Source organism: Paenibacillus sp. 01T443, assembly GCF_056398325.1.
The window spans coordinates 1-24,265 of record NZ_JBFTPE010000037.1 but is presented as its reverse complement, the minus strand read 5'-3'; the positions used below and the strand labels follow the sequence as shown (position 1 = coordinate 24,265).

At 45.5% G+C, this 24,265-nt stretch carries 23 protein-coding genes and 2 pseudogenes; 16 read left to right on the top strand and 9 right to left on the bottom strand.

The genetic code is table 11. The annotated features are described in order from the left end of the window. Positions 1 to 226 precede the first annotated feature (226 nt). The 8 genes from AC1DLI_RS32550 to AC1DLI_RS32515 all read left to right on the top strand — a co-directional run bounded on the left by AC1DLI_RS32550 (position 227) and on the right by AC1DLI_RS32515 (position 7,835). Positions 227 to 1,564, top strand: coding sequence for an ABC transporter substrate-binding protein (locus AC1DLI_RS32550; RefSeq protein ID WP_477609568.1), 1,338 nt, complete (start codon positions 227 to 229; stop codon positions 1,562 to 1,564). A gap of 170 nt (positions 1,565 to 1,734) precedes the next feature. Continuing rightward, on the top strand, positions 1,735 to 2,607 hold the full coding sequence (locus tag AC1DLI_RS32545; protein ID WP_477609566.1) for a carbohydrate ABC transporter permease: 873 nt from the start codon (positions 1,735 to 1,737) through the stop codon (positions 2,605 to 2,607). A 10-nt stretch (positions 2,608 to 2,617) separates the two neighbouring features. Then, positions 2,618 to 3,448: a carbohydrate ABC transporter permease gene (locus tag AC1DLI_RS32540; RefSeq protein WP_477609564.1), complete on the top strand. Its 831-nt coding sequence runs from the start codon at positions 2,618 to 2,620 to the stop codon at positions 3,446 to 3,448. Then, on the top strand, positions 3,448 to 4,416 hold the full coding sequence (locus AC1DLI_RS32535; RefSeq protein ID WP_477609563.1) for a phosphoglycerate dehydrogenase: 969 nt from the start codon (positions 3,448 to 3,450) through the stop codon (positions 4,414 to 4,416). The genes AC1DLI_RS32540 and AC1DLI_RS32535 overlap by 1 nt, the downstream gene beginning before the upstream one ends. Further along, entirely contained in the window at positions 4,416 to 5,381 is a 966-nt protein-coding gene (gene rbsK, locus AC1DLI_RS32530) for a ribokinase (protein ID WP_477609561.1), read from the top strand. The genes AC1DLI_RS32535 and rbsK overlap by 1 nt, the downstream gene beginning before the upstream one ends. After that, a complete protein-coding gene (locus AC1DLI_RS32525) occupies positions 5,378 to 6,271 on the top strand; it encodes a dihydrodipicolinate synthase family protein (protein ID WP_477609559.1) in 894 nt (297 codons plus the stop codon). Before rbsK ends, AC1DLI_RS32525 begins: the two co-directional genes overlap by 4 nt. Before the next feature lie 613 nt (positions 6,272 to 6,884). Beyond that, entirely contained in the window at positions 6,885 to 7,421 is a 537-nt protein-coding gene (locus AC1DLI_RS32520; protein WP_477609557.1) for an RDD family protein, read from the top strand. Positions 7,422 to 7,550: 129 nt separating this feature from the next. Continuing rightward, positions 7,551 to 7,835: a hypothetical protein gene (locus tag AC1DLI_RS32515; RefSeq protein ID WP_477609555.1), complete on the top strand. Its 285-nt coding sequence runs from the start codon at positions 7,551 to 7,553 to the stop codon at positions 7,833 to 7,835. Between the two features lie 237 nt (positions 7,836 to 8,072). On the opposite strand, the gene AC1DLI_RS32510 is transcribed toward AC1DLI_RS32515, so the two are convergent. From AC1DLI_RS32510 to AC1DLI_RS32475, 8 genes are all read right to left on the bottom strand, one after another. Continuing rightward, complete coding sequence (locus AC1DLI_RS32510) at positions 8,073 to 9,593, bottom strand: ABC transporter substrate-binding protein (RefSeq protein WP_477609553.1); 1,521 nt, start codon at positions 9,591 to 9,593, stop codon at positions 8,073 to 8,075. A gap of 29 nt (positions 9,594 to 9,622) precedes the next feature. Next, a complete protein-coding gene (locus tag AC1DLI_RS32505; RefSeq protein WP_477609551.1) occupies positions 9,623 to 10,384 on the bottom strand; it encodes a response regulator transcription factor in 762 nt (253 codons plus the stop codon). After that, complete coding sequence (locus AC1DLI_RS32500) at positions 10,359 to 12,122, bottom strand: sensor histidine kinase (RefSeq protein ID WP_477609549.1); 1,764 nt, start codon at positions 12,120 to 12,122, stop codon at positions 10,359 to 10,361. Before AC1DLI_RS32500 ends, AC1DLI_RS32505 begins: the two co-directional genes overlap by 26 nt. Before the next feature lie 137 nt (positions 12,123 to 12,259). After that, on the bottom strand, positions 12,260 to 13,756 hold the full coding sequence (locus AC1DLI_RS32495) for an ABC transporter substrate-binding protein (RefSeq protein ID WP_477609547.1): 1,497 nt from the start codon (positions 13,754 to 13,756) through the stop codon (positions 12,260 to 12,262). An 87-nt stretch (positions 13,757 to 13,843) separates the two neighbouring features. After that, on the bottom strand, positions 13,844 to 14,773 hold the full coding sequence (locus tag AC1DLI_RS32490) for a carbohydrate ABC transporter permease (RefSeq protein ID WP_477609545.1): 930 nt from the start codon (positions 14,771 to 14,773) through the stop codon (positions 13,844 to 13,846). A gap of 12 nt (positions 14,774 to 14,785) precedes the next feature. Next, positions 14,786 to 15,742, bottom strand: coding sequence for an ABC transporter permease (locus tag AC1DLI_RS32485; RefSeq protein WP_477609543.1), 957 nt, complete (start codon positions 15,740 to 15,742; stop codon positions 14,786 to 14,788). Between the two features lie 280 nt (positions 15,743 to 16,022). Beyond that, positions 16,023 to 16,235, bottom strand: a complete 213-nt coding sequence (locus tag AC1DLI_RS32480) for an alpha/beta-type small acid-soluble spore protein (protein ID WP_309000195.1) — start codon at positions 16,233 to 16,235, stop codon at positions 16,023 to 16,025. Between the two features lie 108 nt (positions 16,236 to 16,343). After that, positions 16,344 to 17,750 (bottom strand): aminotransferase-like domain-containing protein, encoded by a 1,407-nt coding sequence (locus AC1DLI_RS32475; RefSeq protein WP_477609541.1) that lies wholly within the window; start codon positions 17,748 to 17,750, stop codon positions 16,344 to 16,346. A 107-nt stretch (positions 17,751 to 17,857) separates the two neighbouring features. Here AC1DLI_RS32475 and AC1DLI_RS32470 point away from each other — a divergent pair. Beyond that, positions 17,858 to 18,573 (top strand): annotated as a pseudogene (locus AC1DLI_RS32470) (AzlC family ABC transporter permease). Then, positions 18,570 to 18,902, top strand: coding sequence for a branched-chain amino acid transporter permease (locus AC1DLI_RS32465; RefSeq protein WP_477609539.1), 333 nt, complete (start codon positions 18,570 to 18,572; stop codon positions 18,900 to 18,902). The pseudogene AC1DLI_RS32470 and the gene AC1DLI_RS32465 overlap by 4 nt, the downstream one beginning before the upstream one ends. A 293-nt stretch (positions 18,903 to 19,195) precedes the next feature. On the opposite strand, the gene AC1DLI_RS32460 is transcribed toward AC1DLI_RS32465, so the two are convergent. Then, a complete protein-coding gene (locus AC1DLI_RS32460) occupies positions 19,196 to 19,777 on the bottom strand; it encodes an NAD(P)H-dependent oxidoreductase (protein WP_477609537.1) in 582 nt (193 codons plus the stop codon). A 115-nt stretch (positions 19,778 to 19,892) separates the two neighbouring features. On the opposite strand from AC1DLI_RS32460, the gene AC1DLI_RS32455 reads away from it, so the two are divergent. The 6 genes and pseudogenes from AC1DLI_RS32455 to AC1DLI_RS32430 form a co-directional block, all read left to right on the top strand. Continuing rightward, a complete protein-coding gene (locus AC1DLI_RS32455) occupies positions 19,893 to 20,927 on the top strand; it encodes an AraC family transcriptional regulator (RefSeq protein ID WP_477609535.1) in 1,035 nt (344 codons plus the stop codon). A gap of 337 nt (positions 20,928 to 21,264) precedes the next feature. Beyond that, the gene (locus AC1DLI_RS32450; RefSeq protein WP_477609533.1) at positions 21,265 to 21,543 is read left to right on the top strand and encodes an ArsR/SmtB family transcription factor; all 279 of its coding nucleotides are present in this window, start codon (positions 21,265 to 21,267) and stop codon (positions 21,541 to 21,543) included. Positions 21,544 to 21,644: 101 nt separating this feature from the next. Beyond that, a complete protein-coding gene (locus AC1DLI_RS32445) occupies positions 21,645 to 22,028 on the top strand; it encodes a VOC family protein (RefSeq protein WP_477609582.1) in 384 nt (127 codons plus the stop codon). Between the two features lie 345 nt (positions 22,029 to 22,373). After that, on the top strand, positions 22,374 to 22,706 hold the full coding sequence (locus AC1DLI_RS32440; protein ID WP_055747654.1) for a winged helix-turn-helix transcriptional regulator: 333 nt from the start codon (positions 22,374 to 22,376) through the stop codon (positions 22,704 to 22,706). 238 nt (positions 22,707 to 22,944) lie between these two features. Continuing rightward, positions 22,945 to 23,673 carry an NAD(P)-dependent oxidoreductase gene (locus AC1DLI_RS32435; protein WP_477609531.1) on the top strand — a complete coding sequence of 243 codons (729 nt, stop codon included), beginning with the start codon at positions 22,945 to 22,947 and terminating at the stop codon, positions 23,671 to 23,673. A gap of 354 nt (positions 23,674 to 24,027) precedes the next feature. Beyond that, positions 24,028 to 24,265 (top strand): annotated as a pseudogene (locus tag AC1DLI_RS32430) (nucleosidase); the annotation flags it as partial.

Sequence of the window (24,265 nt, the reverse complement as noted above, 5' to 3'; positions counted from 1 at the left end):
CCCATGATGGAGTTACGATAACGGAACTCCTTTATTACTAGATGCGATTAGCGGAGTTGATGGCTGGCAGGCCCTGTATCCGCATTTGCAAGATGTTAATTTAGTATCATCCAGATTAAATTGTTGCTATAGGAACGCTTGAGAAAGCGCTTTACAATAAGGACATAGCAAGCCGGAGCGCTTGATCGGAGGCTGCTACATTACATCATACGGAGGTCACCCGCTTATGAAAACCTGGATCAAGAAGGCAACAGCGGTTACATTGCTTGCGGTGCTTGTCGCTGGCTGCAGCGGCGGCAACGGCAGCGCGACAGACGGTCAAACCAATTCTGGCGGCGGATCGAATTCCGGAGAGAAGCCGACGCTGACTTTCTGGATGAAGAAGCAATTATTCGAGGATCAGAACAAGTCAATCGAGGAGCGCGCCAAGCAGTTCGGCGAAGAGAACAATGCGAATGTCAATGTCGAATTGATTGCATACGAGGATTTCTATCCGAAATGGACGGCGGCGATTGAATCGAAGCAGGTTCCCGACGTATCCTTCTTCGGCTATCAGGAAATCGGACAGTTCTACGGCAAGGATGTGCTGGAGGATGTGAGCGATGTCGTAGCCGATATCGAAACCGCCAACAGTCCGATCGTGGATAATACGAAAAAAGCGATTACGTTCGGCGGCAAGCAATATGGCGTGCCGTTCTGGACGGAGACACAGGTGCTGTACTACCGCAAGGACCTGCTGGAGGCCGCAGGCTATAACACTCCGCCGAAAACCTGGGAGCAGTTCCGCGAGATGGCGGCGAAGCTGACCGATAAGAGCAAGGGCTTGTACGGCGCAGGCATGGGCTACGGTAAAGGCAATTCGGATGCAGAGTTTCTGACGCGCGGCATCATCTGGTCGTTCGGCGGCTCGGTCGACACCGAGGACGGCAGCAAGGTGATTGCGGATTCGCCGGAAACAGTTGCGGCGGCGAAGTTTATTCGCGATATTTTTCTCACGGACAAGAGCACTCCGCCTAGTGCCATCGGCTGGGACGACAGCGGCAACAACAAGGCTTACCTGAGCGGACAAGCTGCGATGATCTTCAATACAGGCAGCGTGCTCGCCTCCATCAAGAAAGACAACCCGGACCTTTACGAGAAAACGGGCATCGCGCCTTATCCGGAAGGTCCGAAGGGGCAGTTTATTCCGGGAATCAGCAACAACCTTGGGATTTTCAAGGACTCCAAGAATAAGGATCTTGCGAAAAAATTCATCGCTTACATGCTCGATGAGAATTGGTACAAAACATGGGTTGAAAAGGGAGCTCCGCTCACGGCGCCGGTATACGGAGACCTGATGAAGGAAGCAGTATGGCAGGACGAGAAAAACAAGGCGTTCGTCGATTCGGTAGCAGGCTTCTACTTCCTCGGCCATCCAGGCGAATATAACCCGAAGGCGGGCGAGGTATTCAATCTGCGAATCCTCAACGATTCCTTCCAGAAGCTGCTGCTGGAGGCGAGCTTTACGCCAGAAGTGGCGATTAAGGAACTAAGCGCCAAAATCCAGGAAGTGTACGAGAAGTAAGCACGAACGGCTTAAGCCGTTCCCGGGCGGCAGCGAAAGCGTTCCGCATCGACGTACAAGTTGTTCGCAAGCGAGAACCTTAGGAACTTATATTTGCAAAAAAATGATCGTGGCGGGGGTGCGGATATCTGGTGTCCGTATCCTCGTCCTACAGTAAGGCGGGATGAGGCTTGAGAACAAAGAACGACACTAAACTTGCATATGCGCTTATGAGCCCCGTACTGATCTATTTGCTGGCTATAATGGTACTACCGTTCGGCTGGGCGCTTTATTTAAGCTTTACGAACAAGGTCGTCGGGATGCCGGCCGTGTTCACCGGACTTTCGAATTATTTGGACCTGGTCAAGGATTCACTGTTCTGGAAGGCGGCATTTAACACGCTGCTGTTCACGGTCATTGCCGTCTTCTTCAAAACGGTGTTCGGCATGATTATGGGTCTTGTCCTGAATGAGAAAATTATTTTCCGAAACGTATTTCGCGTACTGCTGTTTCTGCCATGGACGATTCCGACGATCGTGTCGGTGTTCACCTGGCAGTGGATCTATTCCGATGTCGGCGGCGTGCTCAATTTCATTCTCCAGAAGATGCATCTGATTGACGCGCCCGTCGGCTGGCTAGCTGCGCCGGATCTGGCAATGTTCTCGGTTATTCTGGTGAATGTGTGGCGCGGCATTCCGTTCATGGGCATTGCGATTCTGGCAGGGCTTCAGACAATTTCGAAGGATATTTACGAAGCAGCAATGCTCGATGGAGCGGGGGCGGTTAAGCGGTTTATCCATATGACGCTGCCTTCGGTGAGGGAGGTTACGATCATGGCTGCGGTTATGACGACGATCTGGACGCTGAACGACTTCGAAATTATTTGGCTGCTGACCCGCGGAGGGCCGTCAAACGGCACACAGGTGCTGTCCACGCTGAGCTATACGATCGGATTTTTGAATATGAGCCTTGGGAAAGCGATTGCTATCGCCATTATGACGATGCCGCCACTGATTCTTCTGATCAACTATGTGACGAAGCGCTCGCTAACATCCAGAGATTAGGTGATGCCAAATGGAAAATAAAACGATAGGCAAACAATTTGTGGTTTACGGAACCCTAGCGGTGCTGCTAATATTCGCACTGTTCCCGCTGTACTGGATGCTGAATACATCCTTCAAGTCGCAAGGAGAAATCTATAATTTGACGCCAAGCTTCTGGCCGAAGGTTTTCAGCTCTGATGCTTACGTCAAGCTGATTACGGAGAAGGGCTTCCTGAACAATATCAAGAACAGCATGTTTGTCTCGCTGACCGTGTCATTTTTCTCCATTTCGGTTAGCATGTTCGCGGCCTATGCGATTTCCAAGCTGAAGTTTAAAGGACGGGGCATCATCTCAAAAGGTATCTTATACGCGTACCTGATGCCGCGCGCGGTACTGTTCATTCCGCTGTATATGCTCGTATCGTCCCTCGGCCTTAGCAATTCAATCTACGGGCTGATGCTGATCTATCCGACGATCACGGTTCCTTACGCGACGTGGATGCTCATCTCGTATTTCAAGTCGATTCCGGTTGAAATCGAGGAAGCGGCCATGATCGACGGCTGCAGCAGGGCGCGGACGCTGCGGAGCATTATTTTTCCGCTGGCTGCTCCGGGGCTGGCCGCGACGTTTATCTTCTCGTTCACGTTGTGCTGGAGCGAATACTTGTACGCACTGGTCGTCGTGACAAAAAGCGCGGACAAAACGATTACGTTAGGCCTGTCTGAGATGATCGTAGGCGATGTATTTGCCTGGGGCCCGCTAATGGGCGGCTCTATCATCGCATCAATTCCTGTAATTATTATGTACCTGTTCACATCCAAATATATGGTTAGCGGTATGACCGTTGGAGGCGTTAAATAATGGCTAATAAATATAAGGTGCTTGTAACGGCAACCAATTATTCCGTCCTGTGCGCGGAGGCAAAGCATCTGCTGGAGGCAGCGGGCTGCGAGATCGTCGAAAACCGGGTTGGCAGGCCGCATACGTATGAGGAGCTTGTGCCCCTTGTGTCCGATATTGACGGCGTCGTTGCCGGTGTAGACACATGGAATGAAGAGGTGTTCAAGCTGGCTCCGAAGCTGAAGGGCATTGCAAGGTTCGGCGTTGGCGTGGACAATATCGAACTGGCACAAGCTGCGGAGCGGGGCATTCAGGTTACGAATGTGCCGGGCGGTAACGCCAATGCGGTTGCTGAGCTGGCGGTCGGCTTGATCCTGTCGCAGCTGCGCAATATTCCGGCGCTGGAGCAGTCGGCGAAGCGGGGCTATTGGGATCGGCGCGTAGGCGAGGAGCTGGCGGGCAAGACGATTGGCCTGCTGGGCTTCGGTCACATTGCGCAGATGGTGGCGCGCAAGCTGCAAGGCTTCGATGTATCGCTGATCGCGTTCGATAAATATCCGAATGAGGTGAAAGCGGCTGCGCTTGGCGTATCGCTGGCGAGCTCGGAGGAAGTGCTGCGCGACAGCGATATTGTCAGCATGCATCTGCCCAGCCTGAAGGAAACGTATCATATGATGAGCGATGCGCAGTTTGGCATGATGAAGCGTACGGCTTATTTCGTCAATACGGCGAGAGGGGCGCTCGTTGACGAGCGTGCGCTGTATGCGGCGCTGAAGGAAGGTCGGATCGCCGGTGCCGCGATCGACGTCTTCGAATCCGAGCCGGTATCGGCGGACAACCCGCTGTTTACGCTGGACAACTTGCTGGCAACGCCGCATACGGCAGCCGAGACGGCCGAGACGTACCACCGTGTCGGCCTGGTCACGGCGCAAGCGCTGCTCGATGTATTCGCAGGAAGAGAGCCGGCGAATACGGTGCGGTCGTCCTAATGGCGCGGGAAGTGGATCAGATGGACGGCAGGGGACGGATTGTCGTGGCAGGGAGTCTGAATATGGACCTTGTAGCCAAGGTTGAGCGGCTGCCAGGCGAGGGGATGACGGTTCTTGCATCTAGGTTGGCAGAGGAACCGGGCGGCAAAGGGGCAAATCAGGCAGCGGCGATGGGGAAGCTTGGAGCGTCGGTGTCGATGATCGGTAAGGTCGGCGCAGATAAGTACGGCGAGCGAATTATGGCCTCGCTCTACCGATCAGGCGTGGATACCCTGCCGGTAATGATCGCGGAAAGCCAAACAGGCCAGGCTTTTATCACGGTAGATGAAGCTGGCCATAACCAGATTGTCGTTGTGCCAAGCGCAAATGGGGAGCTGAAGCCTGAGGATATTGAGCTGCAGCGGCATGTGCTGGAGGAAAGCGAGCTGCTTGTGCTGCAGCTCGAAATTCCGCTGGACACGGTGCTGTATGCGCTTAGGGTGGCGAAGGAGCTAGGCAAGCAGACGCTGCTTAATCCGGCTCCGGCCCGCGAATTAAGCGATGAGCTGCTGCGATACGTCGATTTCCTCATCCCGAATGAGCATGAGCTGGAGGTTATTGTAGGCAGACAGCCGCAGAACGATGCGGAGCTAGCAGCAGCCGCTTCCGAACTGGTGAAGCGCGGGGCTAAATCGGTGATTGTCACGTTGGGGGAAAGAGGATGCTGCTATACCGATAGCAAGGGGAGCGTATTCTATGAAGCCTGCAAGGTAGAGGCGCAGGACACGACCGCTGCTGGAGACAGCTTTATTGGCGGGTTTGCGGCAGCCTATGCACAAGGAGCAGGTGTCAGCCGGTCGATCGGGCAGGCGATCAAGACGGCGGCGATTACCGTAACGAGACAAGGGGCGCAGAGCTCATTGCCTACGGCGGAGGAAGTAGCGGTTTTTCCATATGAGGAACAGAAGAGGGAGTGGCAGGGATGAAACGGTTGTATGGTATTACGACAGCGATGGTGACCCCTTTTGACGAGCAAGGGCAGATTGATCTGCAGCGGGTGGAGCAGTTGACGGAATTTCTGATTGGGAAGGGTGTTCACTGTCTGTTCCCACTAGGTACGACAGGCGAAATGATTCGTCTTACGGTAGCCGAGCGGAAAGCTATAGCAGAGACGGTTGTGAAAACGGCAGCAGGCCGTGTCACTGTGTACATCCATGCGGGAACGACGACACTGGCGGACACGATTGAGCTTGCGCGGCACGCTCACACGATTGGAGCGGACGGCATAGGGGTTGTCACACCGATCTTCCTAGGAGCGAACGCTGCCGAGCTGGAGCAGTATTACGTGACGGTATCCGCAAGCATTCCGGATGATTTCCCTATGTATTTGTACAACATTCCGCAATGCGCGTCCAACGATCTTCCTACAGCGGTCGCAGAGCGAGTACAGCAGAGATGCGCCAATGTCGTGGGCATTAAATACAGCTATCCGGATTTTCTGCGGACGAATGAGTATTTGGCGATCAATGATGGCCAGTTCTCCGTAATGCAAGGAGCGGACCGCCTGCTTCTGCCAGCGCTTGCAATGGGCTGCGACGGCGTCATCTCCGGTGTGTCCTGCGTCTATCCGGAGCCGTTCGTTGAAGTATATAACGCTTACCAGCGCAACGATCTGGATGAAGCGAGAAGGCTGCAGCGGATCGCCATTCGCTACTGCGAGGTGCTGCGCAGCGGCAGCAATATGTCCTACTTCAAGGAAGCTCTGAAGCTTCGCGGCATCGATGTCGGCTTTATGCGCGCTCCACAGCTGGATCTGTCGGAGGCTGAAGTGTTGGAGTTGAAGCAGCAGCTGGCTGAGCTTCCTATGATAGGGTAGAGAGCGGAAACCAGGGTAAGCCCCATTTTCATTAGCCACAAAATGAAGAGAAACCCAAGCGTCAATAAACAAGACGTTGGTTTCTCGACAATCTGAGCATCCCTTTGGGATGCTTTCTCTCTTTTGTGTTTTAATTTGTAGAATAGTCTGTTGAATTGGATATTATTATGTACCAATAGATTCAAGTTAAAATGTACGTATCGGGGAAGCACCCCGTCTCAGGCTGTTCAGCCTGTTTCGGGGTGCTTCTTTTTTTATTTATAAGGAATGTTGGAGTTGCAAAGTCATCACACTTTCTGAAGAAAGGGGAGTAATCTAATACTAAAATGAAGGATCGTTAAGCTAAACATTGCTGTTGAGGCTAAGAAATAGCCTTTGTCAAAAAAGGAGCGCCTCGGTATGATGGATTTGTCGACAACACATCAAGGAGTGGTTTCTTACGTCTTTCTATTGATGAAGAAGTATGGTCTACGAATGGTCGAAATTTTAACAACCTTTCTTAATGGATTTGAGGAACCAATAAATGAGGGAGAAATTGTTATAGTAAGTTAGATAAACAATTCATATACCATTAATGGAATAGAACTTTTTTATTCAGGTTAGGAGGGCTAGAGTGATACAAAGACATGAAAATATTAAAAGTGTATCTGTTAGTACACGCTTAATCGCCTTTTTGTTGGATTATGTTATCATTTTGGGTTATCTCTTCGTGCTGTTCGGAGTATCTTTTCTGGTAAAACCGTTACTGATTCCACTGTTTATGGCAAGCCCTATATCGGGAGAGATTACAGGGTTTCTATTGATTACGTTGCCTGTATACCTTTATTTTGCCATAAGTGAGGGGTCGAAATCGCATGCGACCTGGGGAAAACAAAAAATGGGGATTGTGGTTACGGACACGAATGGTCAACCAATCAGACTTGGAAACTCTCTTCTCCGCTCTGCCATAAAATTCATCCCATGGGAGCTAGCGCATTTTACCATTTGGCATGTTGTCATTCCTACTAATTATCCGGATTATTTAATTTATTCATTATTTGCTACGGTTTATGGACTCGTGTTTATTTACTTGATAAGTCCCTTAATGAATAAAAATAAACAAACTGTTTATGACTTAATTGTGGGTACCGTTATTAGGCACAAGAATTAAGAATCCATCATTCCATTCCCAAAAGGAGTTACGCTAACAGGTTACTATAGCTTAATAAACACATTGAGATGTCAGCCATCTCGTCAAGCCCTGGAGTGGAGACAATGACAATAAAGGGGATGATTTCTTATGAATAAGCAAGACTATTTTGATTCGGAGAACTACACAGGGAATCATTTACACGTTGATAACTGGAAAGATGAGTTGACTCCCTTTAATGAGGCAATAGCGTGGGAAAGAAATGACGGAACATTGGATTTGTTCTTTAATGATTTTGCAGATGACAAGGAGTATCAATCTTTATTTAGTGATAAGGAGCATCACTATGACGAATTTATGGGTGTCTTCATCTGTAATGTTAAGACCAAAGAAGAAACTTATGAGCGGTTTCGGAAATGGGTAGACGAAGTCTGACGGTTTTGGAATTCGAAAAACCGTGCACCGAAGTAAACACTTTTTAAACTGTATGGTCTGGGTGGGGCATTTAAGAGAAAAGTGATTCTCCATAGAGGGAGAATAGTTCAAAAAGCCGGGCAATGCGGCTGGCTTGAATGACATCAACGCAAGAGGTCAGTGGTTGCTATTGTATTTATACAATGATAGGTTGTGAGGCCCGGATCCGCTAGCGGAATGCGGGAGCCGCTATAGCGCTTACCTCTTTACGCCCCGCCCCGCATCCAATTGCTTCTGTACTTCTTTCCGTACTTCTTCGATGCCTGCTTGCTTTAGCTCCTCGTTAAACTTTGGGAGGATCGTGTCAACATCGACGGTGCCAGTCATGAGGCTTGGATAGTATTTCTTCCAAATCATCTCGATGTTATCGGTTTGTGCGCTCAGCTTGGATAGATCAGGAGTAAAGCCGAGAGCGGTGGACTTGATTACTTCAGCGTTGTATTTGCGGAATTGATCCCATTTATCGAGGGGTTCCGGGTTATCACCGCCCATAGTTTTCAGGATAAACCAGTTACCTTGTGTATATTGTACTCCTGCATAGCTTGCTGATGCACCCGGGATCGGGTCGCCTTGGCTGTCTTTGCCGGGAATTGGGGCCGCTTGCCCCTGTTCATCCAGTGTGTAATGTACTCCTTCAATACCATAATTAAATAAGTTTCGTATTTCAGGGTCGGTATTGAGTAGATTCAGAAACTTAATACACTCAATGGGATGCTTAGTGTTGGCATTAACAGCCATGATTCCTCCACGGACTGATTCCGTGGTTACGACGCTAGGGGTTACGGGATTCGATACAAGCTTGTAGCCGCGATCCTTACTCCAAGTAGTCTCCGAGAGTGGACCACCACCTGAGGACTTCCAGAACACTTTATCCCCACGCTTAAGTCCGCCAGGCTCCCGCAGCGCGGCGTCCTTGTTAATGAAGCCCTCCTTATAATAACGCCGTAATGTGTCTAATACCTGCCGGGCTTCCTTTGTTTCGAAGATATTCACGACCTTAGCGTTAGGGTCCAGTGATTTCATCATCAAGGGAACTTTATGGTTCAAAATATATTCGTAGCCATATAAAGCGAAGAAATTGTGTGAATCCCGATCTAATTCCATTGGTATGTATGCAGGCTCATCCTGTTGAATCATCCGGAGCAGCGGTTCAAGCGATTCCAGTGTATTGTACTTGGTAATGTCGATATTGTACTTTTTCACTATTGAAGCAGGGTACATCCAATGATCACGCACGGCCAGCTCTTTATTGGTCGGTACGCCATAAATGCCTCCATCATTCATTCGTACCCCTTGCCAAAAGGTTGGGTCAATGGTGTCGTACAAATCCTTACCCAGACTCGTAAGATAGTCATCAAGTCTCAGCCATGCGCCGCGCATAGCGGTATTTGCATAGTTGGGTGCAAAAGCAATGTCGAAAGGACTTCCTGCGGATATAAGTGTGTTCAGCCGATCTTCATACTCCTGCCAACCTACCTTGATATAGGTGATAGTCACGCCAATTTTACGAGCCATGATTTCATTGATTTTATCATTTACGAGCTTCAGATCCTTGTCAGGCTCTCCAATCGTGTAATAAATCAGATTTACAGTGTCACCATAATATTCATCATTGTTGTTTTTGCTAGTCTGCCGGGTGCAACCGGTCGTATACGCTGTGAGCAGCAGTATAATACTGATTGTCATGAAGATAGATCTGTGTCTAGAGCACTTCAGCATCAATATCCTCCTTTCTGCCGAGTTCGTTATTAAGCTTTTCCCCGCAGATCAGAGGGAGATTTTCCGAAAAAGCTTTGAAAGTGCGTATAGAAATAATTGAGATTGTTGTAGCCGACAGAAAGCGCGATAGAAGAAATCTTCTCATCTGATGATTGAATTCGTTCTTGTGCGAGGAGCATTCGGTAAGCCATTAGGTATTCTGAAAATTTCATTTCGGATTCTTTAAGAAATAATTGTCCAAGATAGGTACTGTTCATCTGGAAGCGCTCTGCCACTGATTTTAAGGTGATATTCTGAGCATACTCTGTCTTGATCATCAGCAGAATGCGGTTGACCAGCTTGGATAAGCTGTCATAGTTTACACCCAGTACAGGATCCTTGTTCAAACTCTCGCAGCTAATATTACCTATCGTACCACCCAGATCTTCAACAATAATCTTCTCAATAACTTGCTGCAGCTTTGTACGATCTACAGGCTTGAGTAGATAGTCTTTGACACCACAGCGTATGCCTTCTTGGGCATACTTGAATTCACTATAGCCGCTCATAATAACATATTTCGTAGGGATTAGGAGCTCGTTGAGTCTGTGGATCGTTTCATAGCCAAGATTCTTACCAACGCAGACATCAAAAATTGCGACATCTGGCTGCATGTCTACAACCTTGGACATGGCAACCTCCGTAGATTCGCAGGTTTCGATCCGACTGAAGCCGTATCGTTTCCAGTCCAGGATTCGCTTCATCCCCTCCAAAATCTGAGGTTCGTCATCCATGATCAGCAGTTTGTACATGTTCAGTCACCTCTTTTGAAATCCGTACAGAAATCTTAACTCCAGCTTCCTCATTATTCTCAATCTGAATAGAAAAGCTTTTCCCATAAAAGAAGTGAAGCCTTGTGTATACATTGCGTAAACCGATACTCTCGGAAGAAGTATCATCATTATTGGACAGTGTGCTTCGCACTGAATGTAAACGCTCCGCATTAATACCACAACCGTTATCCACGAATTCTAATACATAATGCTCTTCAGCTTCCCAGCCATTAACTACATACAGGTTAAACTCATTACTAGCGCTAAAGCCATGGATGAAAAAATTCTCAGCCAAAGGCTGCATCCAGAATTTCACGGTAGGGATTAAGAGTAACATCGGCTCTACATTGACTTGATAAAAAAAACGTCCTGGATACTTAAACTCCATAATCTCTAAGTACTTCTGTAGTAATTCCAGCTCACTTGCAATAGAAATAATATTCTCCTTTTTGACAATTTCACGATAGAGCGCGCCTAAGGTAGCAATTGCATCAGCGGTGTCCCTGTCCTGGTTAACAAGAGCAGTGGAGCGGATAACCTCTAACGTATTGTAAAGAAAATGAGGGTTAATTTGGTTTTGGAGCGCTTTCATTTCAGTTTCTTGCTGCTTTAGTTTAAGCAAATATTCATTACGGATATGCTTATCTAACTGCTGAATCATATCGTCTAATTCCCTTGCGATCATGCCGTATTCATTTCGACGATAACGGGCAGGGCGATTAGGTGTAAAATTGGCTGTTTTCACGCGTCCAATCGATTGAATAATGCGATGCAGGAAGCGGGAATCATCCCGCATATTGTACACAATGAGCAGTAGTACACTAATCATAGTCGCTAATACGATCAGAAAGATGGTGATTAGCATTCTGGCATGCTGACGAATCAGCATAGATAAATCAACGATGCTAACGAATTTGAAATTGAACTTGGTGGACGGAAAGGTGATAAAAAATATATGCTTAAAAAAACCCTTTGAAATATAACCATGACTGCGTCCATTCGCCGTCGCCAGACGGGATAATTCCTTCAATTCTTGGTCCTGTCCATTACCGATAAGGTAGATCTCACCAGAAGCACTGACTGCAGCAGCCTTTCCAAATCGATAATTTTGTATAGATTTAAAGATTTGATCACTGCTGACCAAGAAGCGCAGCTCCCCTAATTCCTTAGAGCCCAGTGTTGGATCCGATAGTTTCTTGCGATATACGAATCCCTTTAGAATTGTATCGTGAAAAGCTTCATCTGTATTTGGAAGACCGAACATGAAGCTTGCAATTCCGTTATCGTTAAAGCGTACGACATTGCCATACTGGTTGGTATGCAGACTAACCTGCGTTATTTCACCTTGCGCCCAGCTGTACAGATAGGTTTTAATATCCTCTGGGAAGGATACCAACGGCTGTGAGAATTGGCTGTTTTGCAGACTATTGGTTAAGTAGCCTTCAGCACTGTTGCTTAAGAAGCTGCGAGCATCATCCATCAGACTATGATTGGAGTATATACGCTGCATGTAAGCCTCAATTCGGTCGGCATCATACTGCAGCTCATTCTCTATACCAGCGAAAGCATTAGCAGCCTCTAAACGGGCATCACCAACCCATTGATTCAGCAGCATTGCACAGGTCAGAATGCCAAGTGTGAGTCCGATGGTCACGACGAAGATGACATAGGCAATAAACTTGTAACGATAAATTTTGATTTGTAAAAAAGAGCTCATCCGACACCTCAATTGCAGCAGCATGCTCTAAAGTAAGCGTTTACCCTACCACTTTAACATGATTAAGCAAAGCTTCATAGATAGCAAGAAAAAAGCATCCCATACAGAGGTATCTCAATAAGGGATGCTTATTTATCTTACTTGAAGTAATTATTAATTTGCTCTTGAGCAGCTTTCATAATCGTGTCCATGCCAGCTGACTTTAATTCAGCAGTAATCTTCGGAATCATTTTCTCCGGATCGGATGCACCTGTAATGAGTTCATATTTGTATTTATCCCATACCGATTGGCAATTCGCGACTTCTGTCTGAAGATTGCTGATGTCCAGTGCGAAACCTAGTACAGTGGAAGATGTCGCTGCGTCATTTAGCTTTTTAACCTGATCCCATTGATCCTCAGGAGCACCTTTGGTAACCGCTAAATTAAAGAAGGTTCCTTGGGAGTAAGCGGCCAGCGGCCAAGTATCGGAAGTACGCTCGATTACCTTTTCGCCATCGACATTTTTGTAGTCTACATCTAACTCACCGAATGCCAGCATATTGCGCAGTTTTGGATCTGTGTTGACCAATTCGAGATACTTCAATGCTTCCTTCTTATATTTCGAATTCGCAGAAATCGCGTTCAGGGAGCCTTGGATCGTGCTCGTTGTATAAATAGGTCCGAAGTGCTGAACCATATCATATTTTTCAACAGCATCATTGATTTGCCAGCTTACTTCTGCACCTGGAAATGCCTGAGCTGCAAAGAATGGTCTGCCTTTGTCGTTCTCTGTTTTAGTCGGAGCATCAGGGTTGATGATGCCATCCTGATACCATTGATGCAGGAGCTTCAGATCGGCCATAATATCAGGCTGCTCGAGAACAGAGACAACCGTGCGTGATCCATCGTCAGCTTTTACGCCAATTGGAGAGAAGCCTAGCGTTAAATCGTCATAATTGTTAAAGAAACCGTTCAAGCCTTCGCCTTGTGTCATTGGCAATGGGTAGAAGCTCTTGCCTTCGCCAGATTTTATACTGTGCAGAGGTTTATCAAGGTCCTGCAGTGTTTTGATGTTGTTGATATCGATATTGTATTTTTGCACGTATTTATCATCGTACACCCAATATTGCGTTAGTGCTGAATCCTTATAGGTGGGAACGGAATAATACTTGCCGCCAATTTTCGTGCCATCCCATACCTTTTCAGGAATCAATTTGTATAATTCAGGTGTTTCACTTTGAACCAGATCAGTGATATCGGCAAAAGCCCCCATGGTCACTTGCTTGCTGTATTTACCGCTGTTTGTGAACATAATGTCGAATGGTTCGCCAGTATTAACAATCGTGTTTATTTTGGTGTCCCATTCACCCCAGCTGGCTACCTTGATGTCAATTTTTACACCAATCTTCTCAGCTGTGTATGCATTCATGGCATCGATAGCTTTGCTGAAGTTATTAGGTACTTGGCCGCCTATGGTCCACCAGACCAACGTCGGAATATCCTTACTTGGTGCTTCGGTGTCCTTTGGTGTGTCTGTAGTTGTCGGAGAACCATTTGTTGCAGATGGAGAGTTCGAGCCGGAGCAGGCTGCTAAGGCAGTCACCAGTAGTGTGAGAATACAAAGCATAGAGATGAGCTTCCAAGATTTCTTCATTTCATTTCCCCCTTATTGAAGTTGTTTCACCGTAAGAGTTGTGCAGTGATCTATCATAAACCAAGCTAGCTTGGCTTATTTCGTTGATTATCCTTTGACAGCGCCGATCGTAAGTCCGGAAATGAAATATTTCTGGAAGAACGGATAGGCGAAGGCTACAGGCAGAACAATGATAATGGCTACGGCCATGCGGGCAGATTCCTTCGGCATCGTTGCGACGAGCACGGCATAGCTAACGCCCATACTTGCGGCATTCTTGGCAAGCGCATCCACATTGCTCATTAAGCTATTTAACAGTGCCTGCAGAGAATATAGGTTCTGGTTGTCGATATAGAGCATCGATTGGAACCAGTCATTCCAATAAGAAAAACAGAGGAACAGTCCGATTGTTGCTATGACCGGCAAGGAGATCGGTAGGATGATAGAGAAAAAGATTCGCAGCTGGCTCGCGCCATCAATTTCAGCAGATTCAATCAGCCCATCCGGAATCGTACTTTTGAAGAAGGTTTTGCAAATGATAACGTTGAACGATGAGACGGCCAGCGGAAGAATAAGTGCCCAGACGCTATCTTTTAGTCCTAATAGATTTGTATTAATGAAGTAGCTGGATACCAAACCGCCATTGAATATCATGGGGATGAATACGACCCAGGTCAGAAAGCCATTCAGCTTGTAGGTTGGGCGAGAAAGCACATAGCCCATGGAGGTGGTAAGCAATACACCGAGCACAGTACCAGCCGCAGTAACAAGAGCGGATACGCCGAGCGCCCGCAGAATCATCGTTCCCTGCTTGATTACATAGGCGTAAGCCTCTCCTGACAAAGCAACTGGCAACAGATGATATCCTGTCTCACGTATGGAGTCCTCGCTGGAAAATGAAATGGATAGAACAACAACTACTGGTATGACGCAGATCAGCGCCAAGATGATAAAAATCAAGTTGAAAAAGACGTTTACAACTTTGCTTGTACGGTTAAATTTCTCAAGGCCTGTTTCGTAAGTCGTTCTCGTTGACATGGTCATACCTCCTTACATCATCGCGCTATCAGGATCAATTTTGCGAACAATCCAATTAGCGATTAGAATAGTTGCACAACCTAGAACAGACTGTACGAATGCGGCAGCAGCTGCCATCCCCAATGTAGCGGATTTCAGTTGTTTATACACCATGACATCGATGGTGGTAGACACGTTGAACAGAGAATTGGAATCTCGCGTGACCTGATAGAACAAGCCAAAATCGGTGTAGAATATACGTCCAACTGCCAAGATGAACAGCATGACGATAACTAGTTTGAGCATTGGCAATGTAATGTATCTCGTCTGCTGCCAAAGGGAAGCGCCATCAATAACAGCTGCCTCATAATAGGTGCTGTCAAGGCTTGTGATGGTTGCCAAATAGATGACCATACCATAGCCTAAGCCTTTCCAGATATTTAAGAGAATCAGAAAGTAGGGCCAGTATGCTGGCTCCATATACCAGTTAACAGGATCGCCGCCCATATTGACGAGCATTTGATTGAGAATCCCTTTATCAAAGCTTAGGAACGCCCAGCCTACAGCAGATACGACAACCCAAGATAGGAAATAGGGGAGGAACATCATCGTCTGATAGACTTTACTTGCTTTGCGGCTGTGGAGCAGTCCAATCATAATGGCGAGTAGGACGGGTAACACAATGCCTAGGACGATAAAAATAATGTTGTATCCAATGGTGTTTCGAATAATGATCCAAGCGTCATTCGACTTGAATAAGAATTCAAAGTTTTTGAAGCCTACCCAAGGACTGTTAAATACATTGCTCAAGAACCCGCCGCTAATTCTGAAGTTTTTGAAGGCAATAATGATCCCGAACATAGGTAAGAAACAAAACAGTATGTACCATATCGTCGTAGGCAATGCCAAGATGGTGAGTTCCGTATCCTGCTTGTGCCAACGGATTCGTAAGCGCTTTCTTTTATCTTGAAGTTCAACTGTCGATTTCATGCCTTACACTCCTTTCAGTGTCTTCTCGGTTGTATAGCACTTGTTAGGTTCATTGTATAATAGGAGGATTCGATGCTTCTAGATAACAAACTTGATACTATAGTCAACAAACGTTAGATTCGAAAAATTCTGTCACAGAACATGTGTGCTATTCCACTATATGGATGCGATCTTATTGTATACAGTAGGGTCACCAGTCAGCGATTTTGATTTTCTTGAAAATAATGAATAGAAAAAAAAGCCCTCCTAGTCTCTTTACGAGATTGAGGAGGGCTATTTTTTAGAATCTTCTGGCTCCTGAGCTAAGGGATTGTTCTGCAATTTGAATTAATGCTCTTGTGATGTTTCCACCAATCGTACCTGCATCACGAGTAGTCATATTCCCATTGTAACCATCTGGAGACCATTGAATTCCAAACTGTTGTGCTACCTCATATTTCAAGTGATCTAGTGCTGCTTGTGCTTGTGGAACAACTAAACTTTTTCTGCTCATGTATGTTCACTCCTTAATTGGATGTAAAGTTATTTTGTGGATTTTTTTTCTTTTTATACATCATTTTTGCACTGCGGAAGAGGTAGGGTGAAGAGCCGTTCAAAATCTTTACTCACATTGAAGTGGTGAGATGTTTTTTTTCAAGATTTCCAACCCAGTTTCTAATTCCTCCAATGATTTTGTAGAAGCAAGTGCTACACGTAAAAATTTGTTCGGCACACTGGCACCACTCAGAAATCGGTCCGAGTGGAAAACGCGGAGGCCTTGGTTTTGCAAGGAGCTCTCTATTTGTACTGCAGAGCCGTGGATCGATATCGGCAGCCACCTGTAAAAACTTAATGGATGACCATTGCTTGGGGCTTGAGGGAAGTACGTTGAAAAAATACGATTCGCCGCCTGCGCCAGCTTCTTTTTTTCCTCAACAATCTCCATCGCTCTCCCAGACAAAATGAGCTCGGTTATGATCTCCGCATCCAATGAAGAAGTCTTGACATTGATATTAAAAATGGCTTTTTCGATCCTCTCTTTGAAGTTCTCACCGAACACAATGTATGCAACTCGAAGCCCGGAACAAAGAGACTTGGAGGTGCTGCAAATATAGATGGTTTGATCTGGCAGAAGTTTAAACATGGGAATCATATAATCATCGAAACTGCCTGCTGTCAAAAAAGCATGAATATCATCTTCAATTAAAATTAAATGACGATCGCGAATAACGTCAGCGAGTTCCTTTTTTCGTTCCACTGACATCACTACCGTTGTGGGATTCGAACAAGAAGGCATAAGAAAGATGCCTTGGATATCCAGCAGTCGGCACTGAGCATCAAGCTCACTAGGCAGCATGCCATGTTCATCACCCAGAACAGGAACCAATTGAATCCGATACATTTTCGAAATTTCTATAAAATTCGAATAGGTGAATACATCGACCGCAATACGATTTCCCGGTTCGAATAATGCGAGTAACGTAATAGCGAGCGCGTTTTGTGCACCTGAAACAATAGCTATATGCTCTGCTTCCGATTGGATCCCAAACGCCTTTATCCAACTTAGCCCCGCCATTTTATGGTGTGGTATGCCAGTTGGATCATTGTAATTAAGCAGCTCCTCCAGATAGCTTTTCTCCATCACTTTCTTGGCCGCTAATGCTACGTGGGAATTACTTTGTTCAAATGAAGCAACAAATCCAAGATCAATGCAATTAACGGCGGTTTTGTCCTTAGAAATGGTGACGGAACGCGCAGCATTAGGCGATACGAACGTGCCGCTGCCGGTAATCGCATAGATATATCCTTTTGTTTCGCAGATTCTGTAGGCACGTGTAATTGTCGTAAAGTTCACATCTAAAAAATCAGCCAACTCTCGTTGAGGCGGTAGCTTAGTACCAGGAGCCAAAAAACCATTTGTTATTTCTTGCTCCAATAATGAGGCTAGGGATTGATAGATAGGGCGTTTCAAGGCGTTTTTATCAGGTCTCCATGACATTGGGTAATCAACGAAGGAATTAATCGGCATATGATACCTCACGAAATTGTAATACATACAATTATATCGTTGATTGTATGGATTTGCACTGTTAAGATTGCTGAAAAGTAATTGAATTAAGGAGATTTGAGCAAAACATGAAAAACAAAAGTGACCTTTATATGGCATTTCGTGCAGCTGTTCCCTCTACAATGCCCATATTAGCAGGGTTTTTATTCTTGGGCATTGCATATGGGATTTTTATGAACGTTTCGGGCTTAAATGCGGTGTATGCGATTCTTATGAGTCTATTGATATTCGCAGGCTCAATGGAATTTGTTGCTGTCAATCTGTTGCTTGGAACATTTAACCCATTAGGTGCATTAATGCTCAGTTTAATGGTAAACGCACGTCATTTGTTTTATGGGATATCTATGCTTGAAAAATACAAAGGAACTGGCATGAAAAAGGTTTAGTTTATTTAATCTTTGGTCTTTGTGATGAATCCTTCTCCATTAATTACACAGCAGAAATCCCCCAAGAGGTGGATAAAGGATGGTATATGTTTTTCGTCACGCTGCTTAATCATTTTTATTGGGTGTTAGGAGCTGCTATAGGTGGGATTTTTGGGTCGCTCGTTCAAGTCAATATGGAGGGTCTTGAGTTTGTCATGACGGCGCTATTCGTCGTGATCTTTATTGAGCAGTGGATGAAGGAGACAAAGCACCATAGCGCAATATTGGGGTTAGTGGTATCGCTTCTATTTCTTATTGTGTTCGACAGTAGGAACTTCATCCTCCCAGCCATGATCAGCATTCTCTTCTTGCTTACTTTGATGAGAAAGCAGCTAGAAAGAACAGGTGAGCGCGCATGACAATGACGTTGTTTGAACAGATGATCACTATCGGATTGGTCGTTTTGGGGACTATGATGACTAGATTCATTCCATTTATTTTATTTCCTTCTGGTAGATCTACTCCACTATATATACAGTATCTTGGAAAACTACTGCCGGCAGCGGCACTGGGGTTGCTGGTCATTTACAGTCTTAAAGATATTGACTTGTTCTCCGGTAACCACGGTATACCAGAGCTAATATCCGTAACAATCGTTGCTTTTCTCCATATTTGGCGAAGAAACATGCTTTTATCCATTGCAAGCGGAACGATCGTCTATATGTTATTGATTCAAATGGTTTTTTAGCATTATCTATTTAGGAAATGGGGAACAATAGCTTTAGTACGAGGGCTAATTACGAATAAATTGACGAGTTCTTGGTGCCGCTGAGATGGTGCAAAGAACAGGTGAGGACCCCTATGAACTAAGAAGAAAGAGGAATGTCCACCAGACGAATACTCTCAATGTCCACCAGTAGCCATATTATAAAGTATACATATGCGCAATACGAGATGTCTAATTAGGCGAGAATAAACCCAAGCCGGAGCTAAGCTTGGGTTTTCGCATTGCACATATGGATGTTCATCTGTTTTCCGTGATCAACCTCTTTTAGCACCGAGTCTCTCGACTTTCTGTAACTTTTGATCCAGCACCTCTCTAGTCTTAAACTTAACCATTGGGATAACGGTGGTTTTTACAGGTTTGATGCCGATGTAATGCAGAATGTTGCTCTTCATAATAGAGATGTTGGCCCTTTTTAAAAATAGATTGTAGTACCAGAGTGGAGTATCCATCGTCACGATGAGGCGCGCTGTTTTCCCCTTAAGCAGCGGCTTGGTCAATAAAGAATTAGGTTTGGATATGAAGGCGAAGCCTGGTAGAAGCACCCGGTCGAAGAAGCCCTTCATGATCGCCGGCATGGAGCCCCACCAATTAGGATAGACGAATACAAGATGATCTGCCCAGCGGATCGTCTCCTGCGCAGCTACTAAATCAGGCTCTAAATCCGTACGCTTATGGTAGCCGTACTTCAGATTGGGAGTGAACTCGATCTGTCCGAGATCAATGACACGAACTTCCGCTCCACTGCTTTTTGCACCTTTTGTATAGGCTTGTGCTAGCGCGTTGCAATAGCTTTCAGGATATGGGTGTCCGATGATTACAGCAATGTTATTTTTCATTTTAATCCTCCATGGTATGATAGTTATATTGCAATGATACGTCCTCAAGAGGTTGCGAAAAATGACGAAAAACGCGAAAAAGTTGATCATTCGCGCAATGGAAGGAAGAGGTTGAATGAACAGGGATGACGTATCCGTCTCTCTTTTGTTACCAATAATGAAGACGATGGCGCTTGGCGGGTACGATTGGGATTCCTTTTGTGCTTACGCGGGGATGGATGCCGATTTGCTCCGAAGTCCTGAAGCTCGCATCGTTCAGGGTGACTTTGATAATATTATCAAGGTAGCTGCCCGATATATCGGAGATGATATGTTCGGGCTTCATCAGGGCCAGCGGATGAGCATTTCTGATTTAGGGGTTCTTGGCTACGTCATGCTGCATTCCAAGACTTTGGGAAAAGCGCTATCGGCTTATCAGAAATATAACATCATCGATTGCAGAGGCTTAAACGTCGACATTGAGGTTCAGGGTGCGGATGTCGTCATTTCCATGTTTCTCAGCGACTCGCTGGAAGATCCCAGCCGGCACTTCGTAGAGGCGATGATGGCCTCCTCCTATCAGACGCTGCTTGCGTTAAGCTGTCGAGCTCTCCCCATTAAAGAGGTTCGATTCATGCACGCCCCGCCGTCGCAGATCGAAGAGTATGAGGCTGTATTTGGGATTATGCCGCTATTCCATCAGAAAGCCAATTCACTGCGGTTCGGCAAAGAGATACTTGACTATTCAATTATTAGTTCAGATTCGCGGCTATTAGATGTCTTTCAAGCGATGGCCGAGGAGGTTAGAGCAAAGCTTTCCTCAGGTTACTCCGATCTGACGAGCAATCTGAACAAGTGGATCATCGAATGCATGCCATCCCATTTTCCGAACCTGCAGGAAGCGGCCAAGGAGTTCTTGATGAGCCCTAGAACTCTGCAATCACGGCTAAAGGAGGAGAATACTTCGTATAACCGATTGGCCAATGAGGTTCGCAAGGAGCTCGCAATCCGTTATTTGGCACAGCCGGAGTATACGATTGGAGAGATTGCCTATTTGCTGCATTTCTCCGAGCCCAGTGCGTTCCAGACGACTTTCCGGAAATGGACGAATTTGACGCCCGGAGAATACCGTCAGCGCGAGCGCGAGGGAGTTAGCTCGGGGCGGTTCTAAGGCATGCGGCGCCGCGACACAGCGCTTCGGCCTTTTTTAATATTGAAATATCTCATGATCCGAAAAGATTCTCGCTAAAAGCTGCGTATATCGCGGCTTTTATTATTATTGGACAATACATTCTTGGCGTGTACTTGGGGAAGAATTTATGCACGACTATTGACGGAAGAAAATATAGTTCCAGACTGACGATGCTCATTAAGCTAACGGGCAGTTTAGTTGAATAAGAAACGTGTTACATTAACTTGTTAAGGTTGCATGATACGGTTCCTTGATCGCGCAACTTATCAGTTGCTTATTCTTGACAAGCAACCACAGGGTTGCTTATAATCGATATATGAAATGGGACAAAGATGCTATATTCAAAGCACTTGGCGACTCGACTCGGCGACTTATATTAGACGAACTATCCGAACGCAGCGAGATGACGTTGTATGAACTAACGGTACGTCTCATTATGAAGCACGAACTTGCTATTTCGCGACAGGCGATAGCTAAACATCTTTCTGCATTGGAAGGTGCAGGGCTCGTCAAATCAGAAAAAAAGGGAAAATTTCGAGTGGTTATTTTCAATAACGAACCACTGAAAAATTTGCTGAAAGGATGGATAGAGTAATTTTAATTAACTACTTCTGACGAATGTATGGGACTTTCTGATTGGAGCCAGATTGTTAGCAGAGCACCAACGTTACAAATATCAAAGGAGGCAAAATCATGATGAAAATCATTGTTACCAGTCTATTCGTTCAAGATCAAGACAAAGCATTGGGGTTTTATACAGAAACGCTGGGCTTTGTAAAAAAGCATGATGTTCCTATGGGGAAATTTAGGTGGATAGCACTTATTTCTCCCGATGAGCCAAATGGTACCGAGCTTATACTCGAACCGAATGAACATCCTGCCGCTAAGGAATATCAAAAGAAGATATTTGCCGAAGGCGTCCCAGCAACAATGTTTGGCGTTGCAGATATTCATAAAGAGTACAATCGATTATTGGAAAACGGCGTGAAGTTTACTATGGAGCCGACAAAAATGGGCGAATTCACAATAGCTGTCTTCGACGATACATGCGGTAACCTAATTCAGATTATTCAGAAATAACTTTATAACGAAATATCGGCACTTAAAAGAAAAGGAGTAAAAATAACAGATATTTCAGACGCTGGCCATGGTTTGAATTTTGAGATCCCGACGGTCACAAGCTGCATGTAATGGAGATATAAGTAGGTTAAGCTAACGGGACATGATAATTCAATAACGTCAAGGCTGCCAAACGGCAGCCTTTTCTCAACTAACGGGAGACGTTAGTTAACACTTTATTTTCTGCTGACATCTGTTTCGAATTAATTTTATTTGGTTGACCGGACTGTAAACATCCTGTAAAATTTTGTTAAGTGTATACTTTAAGGTAATGAACTTACTTAAAGGTAAGGGGATGATTTATCAATGATTCATCAGCTTGAATGTCCAGTGGAGACAATCATTCATGTTCTAGGTGGCAAATGGAAACCAATGATTTTATGGCATTTGATACAATCCAATAAGCGATTCAACGATCTGGAAAAGCTTATACCTGATGTTTCCCAAAAAATGCTTTCACAACATCTACGGGACTTGGAACGAGAAGGCATAATCGATAGAACGGTCTACCCCACCGTCCCTCCAAAAGTAGAATATTCCCTTAGTGAATATGGCAAAACATTGATTCCTGTAGCAGAAGTCATGTGTGCTTGGGGAGAAAACCATAATAAGCGGAAATATGAAGAACCTGCTTCTTAAAGATGGTTCAATTAATTTGTACACTAATTCAAGCTCTCATAACAAAAGCTGCCACGGGATTTGACCTGGCAGCTTTTTCTCATTTACAGTCAGCATTCCTATCCCTTTCTGCTTAAGCTTACTTTTAAGTAAGTACCATACATTAAAGTGGGTTCTTATCAAGATTTTGAAACGATGCTACGCTTGAGTCAATCCAAAGATGAAATATCGGGAGCATTTATAAAAGGAGGAAAAAATGATGAAAATTATTGTTTTCGGAGCAACGGGAAATACAGGGAGAAGAGCGCTGGAGCAAGGGGGTAAAATGGGACATGAAATGACAGCATTCGTGCGAAACTCTGAGAAGTTTTATGAACAGCAAGGCGAGCATTCCGCAAAACATGTGAAGGTGATCGCGGACGATATCATAAACCCAGTAAGCGTCGGCGAGGCGCTCTCACATCAAGACGTCGCTATTATTGCTGCCGGCCATGCAGGTCAAGGAGATGAGTTCATTCGTCTCGTTGATAACATTATAAGCCAATGTGAAGTCCACCCTAGTTTTTCTGGGAGGGTATGGGTAATGGGAGGTGCCGGCCTGCTGGATATTCCATATACTGATCTCATTGGCAACAATCTGCCCGGATTCCCACCCGCGTATAAAAATCACAACCGGAATTATGAACGACTGCTGCAGTCTGAGCTCGATTGGTCAATTATGTGTCCGGGAACTATGATTGATTCGATAGAGCCTCCGGCGTTGGTTCATCTAAATGTGACAACGGAAACCTTACCCATATCAATTCCGAAGACGATTAAGGAATTTTCCGAGGCCGATATAGCCGGTTACTTGTTCAGCCGGCTTCAAGAGCTGGATGTTGCTTATGATGATGTCGTGAAATGCATGCTGGACCATATCGAGCTCGGAGGGCCTTTTAAGAGAAAAAGGGTCGGTCTCGCCTATCAAAGCGATATTCCGGTGCGCTAAGAGCAAGAAGGAGATGGTCAGTTTGTTTGGATGGCTCCTCGTTTTGCATATATTGGCTTCTATCGCGGTAATCGGTCCCTCTTTCGTGATACCCGTCATTCGAAGGTCCGCTAGAACCGCCGGCCAGTTGCGCTTTGCATTGCCACTGTTAAGGTTCTATAGTTCGAACAAGAGGTTACGATAACGGGTACGATAGTTTTAAAAAAAAGGGTTCCGCATATTAGTCATGCATAATATGTAGGACCCTTTCTTTTCTTTGGATACTTTTACATTATTAAGCTAATGGGCAGTTATCTTAAATGACTTGTGTTAATGTATGGATGATAATGTAATTTAATAAAGGGAGAGGAAGCAATGTCACAATCACTTATCTTTGATATGGACGGAACACTATTTCAAACAGATAAAATTTTAGAAATATCACTCGAAGATGCTTTTAATCATTTAAGGTCAAAAAATGAATGGGATACAGTAACGCCTGTTGATAAATACCGTGAAATAATGGGCGTACCTTTACCAAAAGTTTGGGAAGCTCTGTTACCCAATCATTCTAATGAAATAAGAGAACAAACTGATGCATACTTTCTAGAAA

Excerpts from the sequence above, each read along its gene's own strand:
- AC1DLI_RS32515 (WP_477609555.1), top strand. The coding sequence starts at position 7,551 with ATGAATAAGCAAGACTATTTTGATTCGGAGAACTACACAGGGAATCAT.
- AC1DLI_RS32480 (WP_309000195.1), bottom strand. The coding sequence starts at position 16,235 with ATGAGCAGAAAAAGTTTAGTTGTTCCACAAGCACAAGCAGCACTAGAT.
- AC1DLI_RS32465 (WP_477609539.1), top strand. The coding sequence starts at position 18,570 with ATGACAATGACGTTGTTTGAACAGATGATCACTATCGGATTGGTCGTT.
- AC1DLI_RS32440 (WP_055747654.1), top strand. The coding sequence starts at position 22,374 with ATGATTCATCAGCTTGAATGTCCAGTGGAGACAATCATTCATGTTCTA.
- AC1DLI_RS32550 (WP_477609568.1), top strand. The coding sequence starts at position 227 with ATGAAAACCTGGATCAAGAAGGCAACAGCGGTTACATTGCTTGCGGTG.
- AC1DLI_RS32490 (WP_477609545.1), bottom strand. The coding sequence starts at position 14,773 with ATGTCAACGAGAACGACTTACGAAACAGGCCTTGAGAAATTTAACCGT.
- AC1DLI_RS32475 (WP_477609541.1), bottom strand. The coding sequence starts at position 17,750 with ATGCCGATTAATTCCTTCGTTGATTACCCAATGTCATGGAGACCTGAT.
- AC1DLI_RS32500 (WP_477609549.1), bottom strand. The coding sequence starts at position 12,122 with ATGAGCTCTTTTTTACAAATCAAAATTTATCGTTACAAGTTTATTGCC.
- AC1DLI_RS32535 (WP_477609563.1), top strand. The coding sequence starts at position 3,448 with ATGGCTAATAAATATAAGGTGCTTGTAACGGCAACCAATTATTCCGTC.
- AC1DLI_RS32450 (WP_477609533.1), top strand. The coding sequence starts at position 21,265 with ATGAAATGGGACAAAGATGCTATATTCAAAGCACTTGGCGACTCGACT.
- AC1DLI_RS32435 (WP_477609531.1), top strand. The coding sequence starts at position 22,945 with ATGAAAATTATTGTTTTCGGAGCAACGGGAAATACAGGGAGAAGAGCG.
- AC1DLI_RS32540 (WP_477609564.1), top strand. The coding sequence starts at position 2,618 with ATGGAAAATAAAACGATAGGCAAACAATTTGTGGTTTACGGAACCCTA.
- AC1DLI_RS32460 (WP_477609537.1), bottom strand. The coding sequence starts at position 19,777 with ATGAAAAATAACATTGCTGTAATCATCGGACACCCATATCCTGAAAGC.
- AC1DLI_RS32485 (WP_477609543.1), bottom strand. The coding sequence starts at position 15,742 with ATGAAATCGACAGTTGAACTTCAAGATAAAAGAAAGCGCTTACGAATC.
- AC1DLI_RS32495 (WP_477609547.1), bottom strand. The coding sequence starts at position 13,756 with ATGAAGAAATCTTGGAAGCTCATCTCTATGCTTTGTATTCTCACACTA.
- AC1DLI_RS32510 (WP_477609553.1), bottom strand. The coding sequence starts at position 9,593 with ATGCTGAAGTGCTCTAGACACAGATCTATCTTCATGACAATCAGTATT.
- AC1DLI_RS32455 (WP_477609535.1), top strand. The coding sequence starts at position 19,893 with ATGAACAGGGATGACGTATCCGTCTCTCTTTTGTTACCAATAATGAAG.
- AC1DLI_RS32525 (WP_477609559.1), top strand. The coding sequence starts at position 5,378 with ATGAAACGGTTGTATGGTATTACGACAGCGATGGTGACCCCTTTTGAC.
- AC1DLI_RS32445 (WP_477609582.1), top strand. The coding sequence starts at position 21,645 with ATGAAAATCATTGTTACCAGTCTATTCGTTCAAGATCAAGACAAAGCA.
- AC1DLI_RS32505 (WP_477609551.1), bottom strand. The coding sequence starts at position 10,384 with ATGTACAAACTGCTGATCATGGATGACGAACCTCAGATTTTGGAGGGG.
- rbsK (WP_477609561.1), top strand. The coding sequence starts at position 4,416 with ATGGCGCGGGAAGTGGATCAGATGGACGGCAGGGGACGGATTGTCGTG.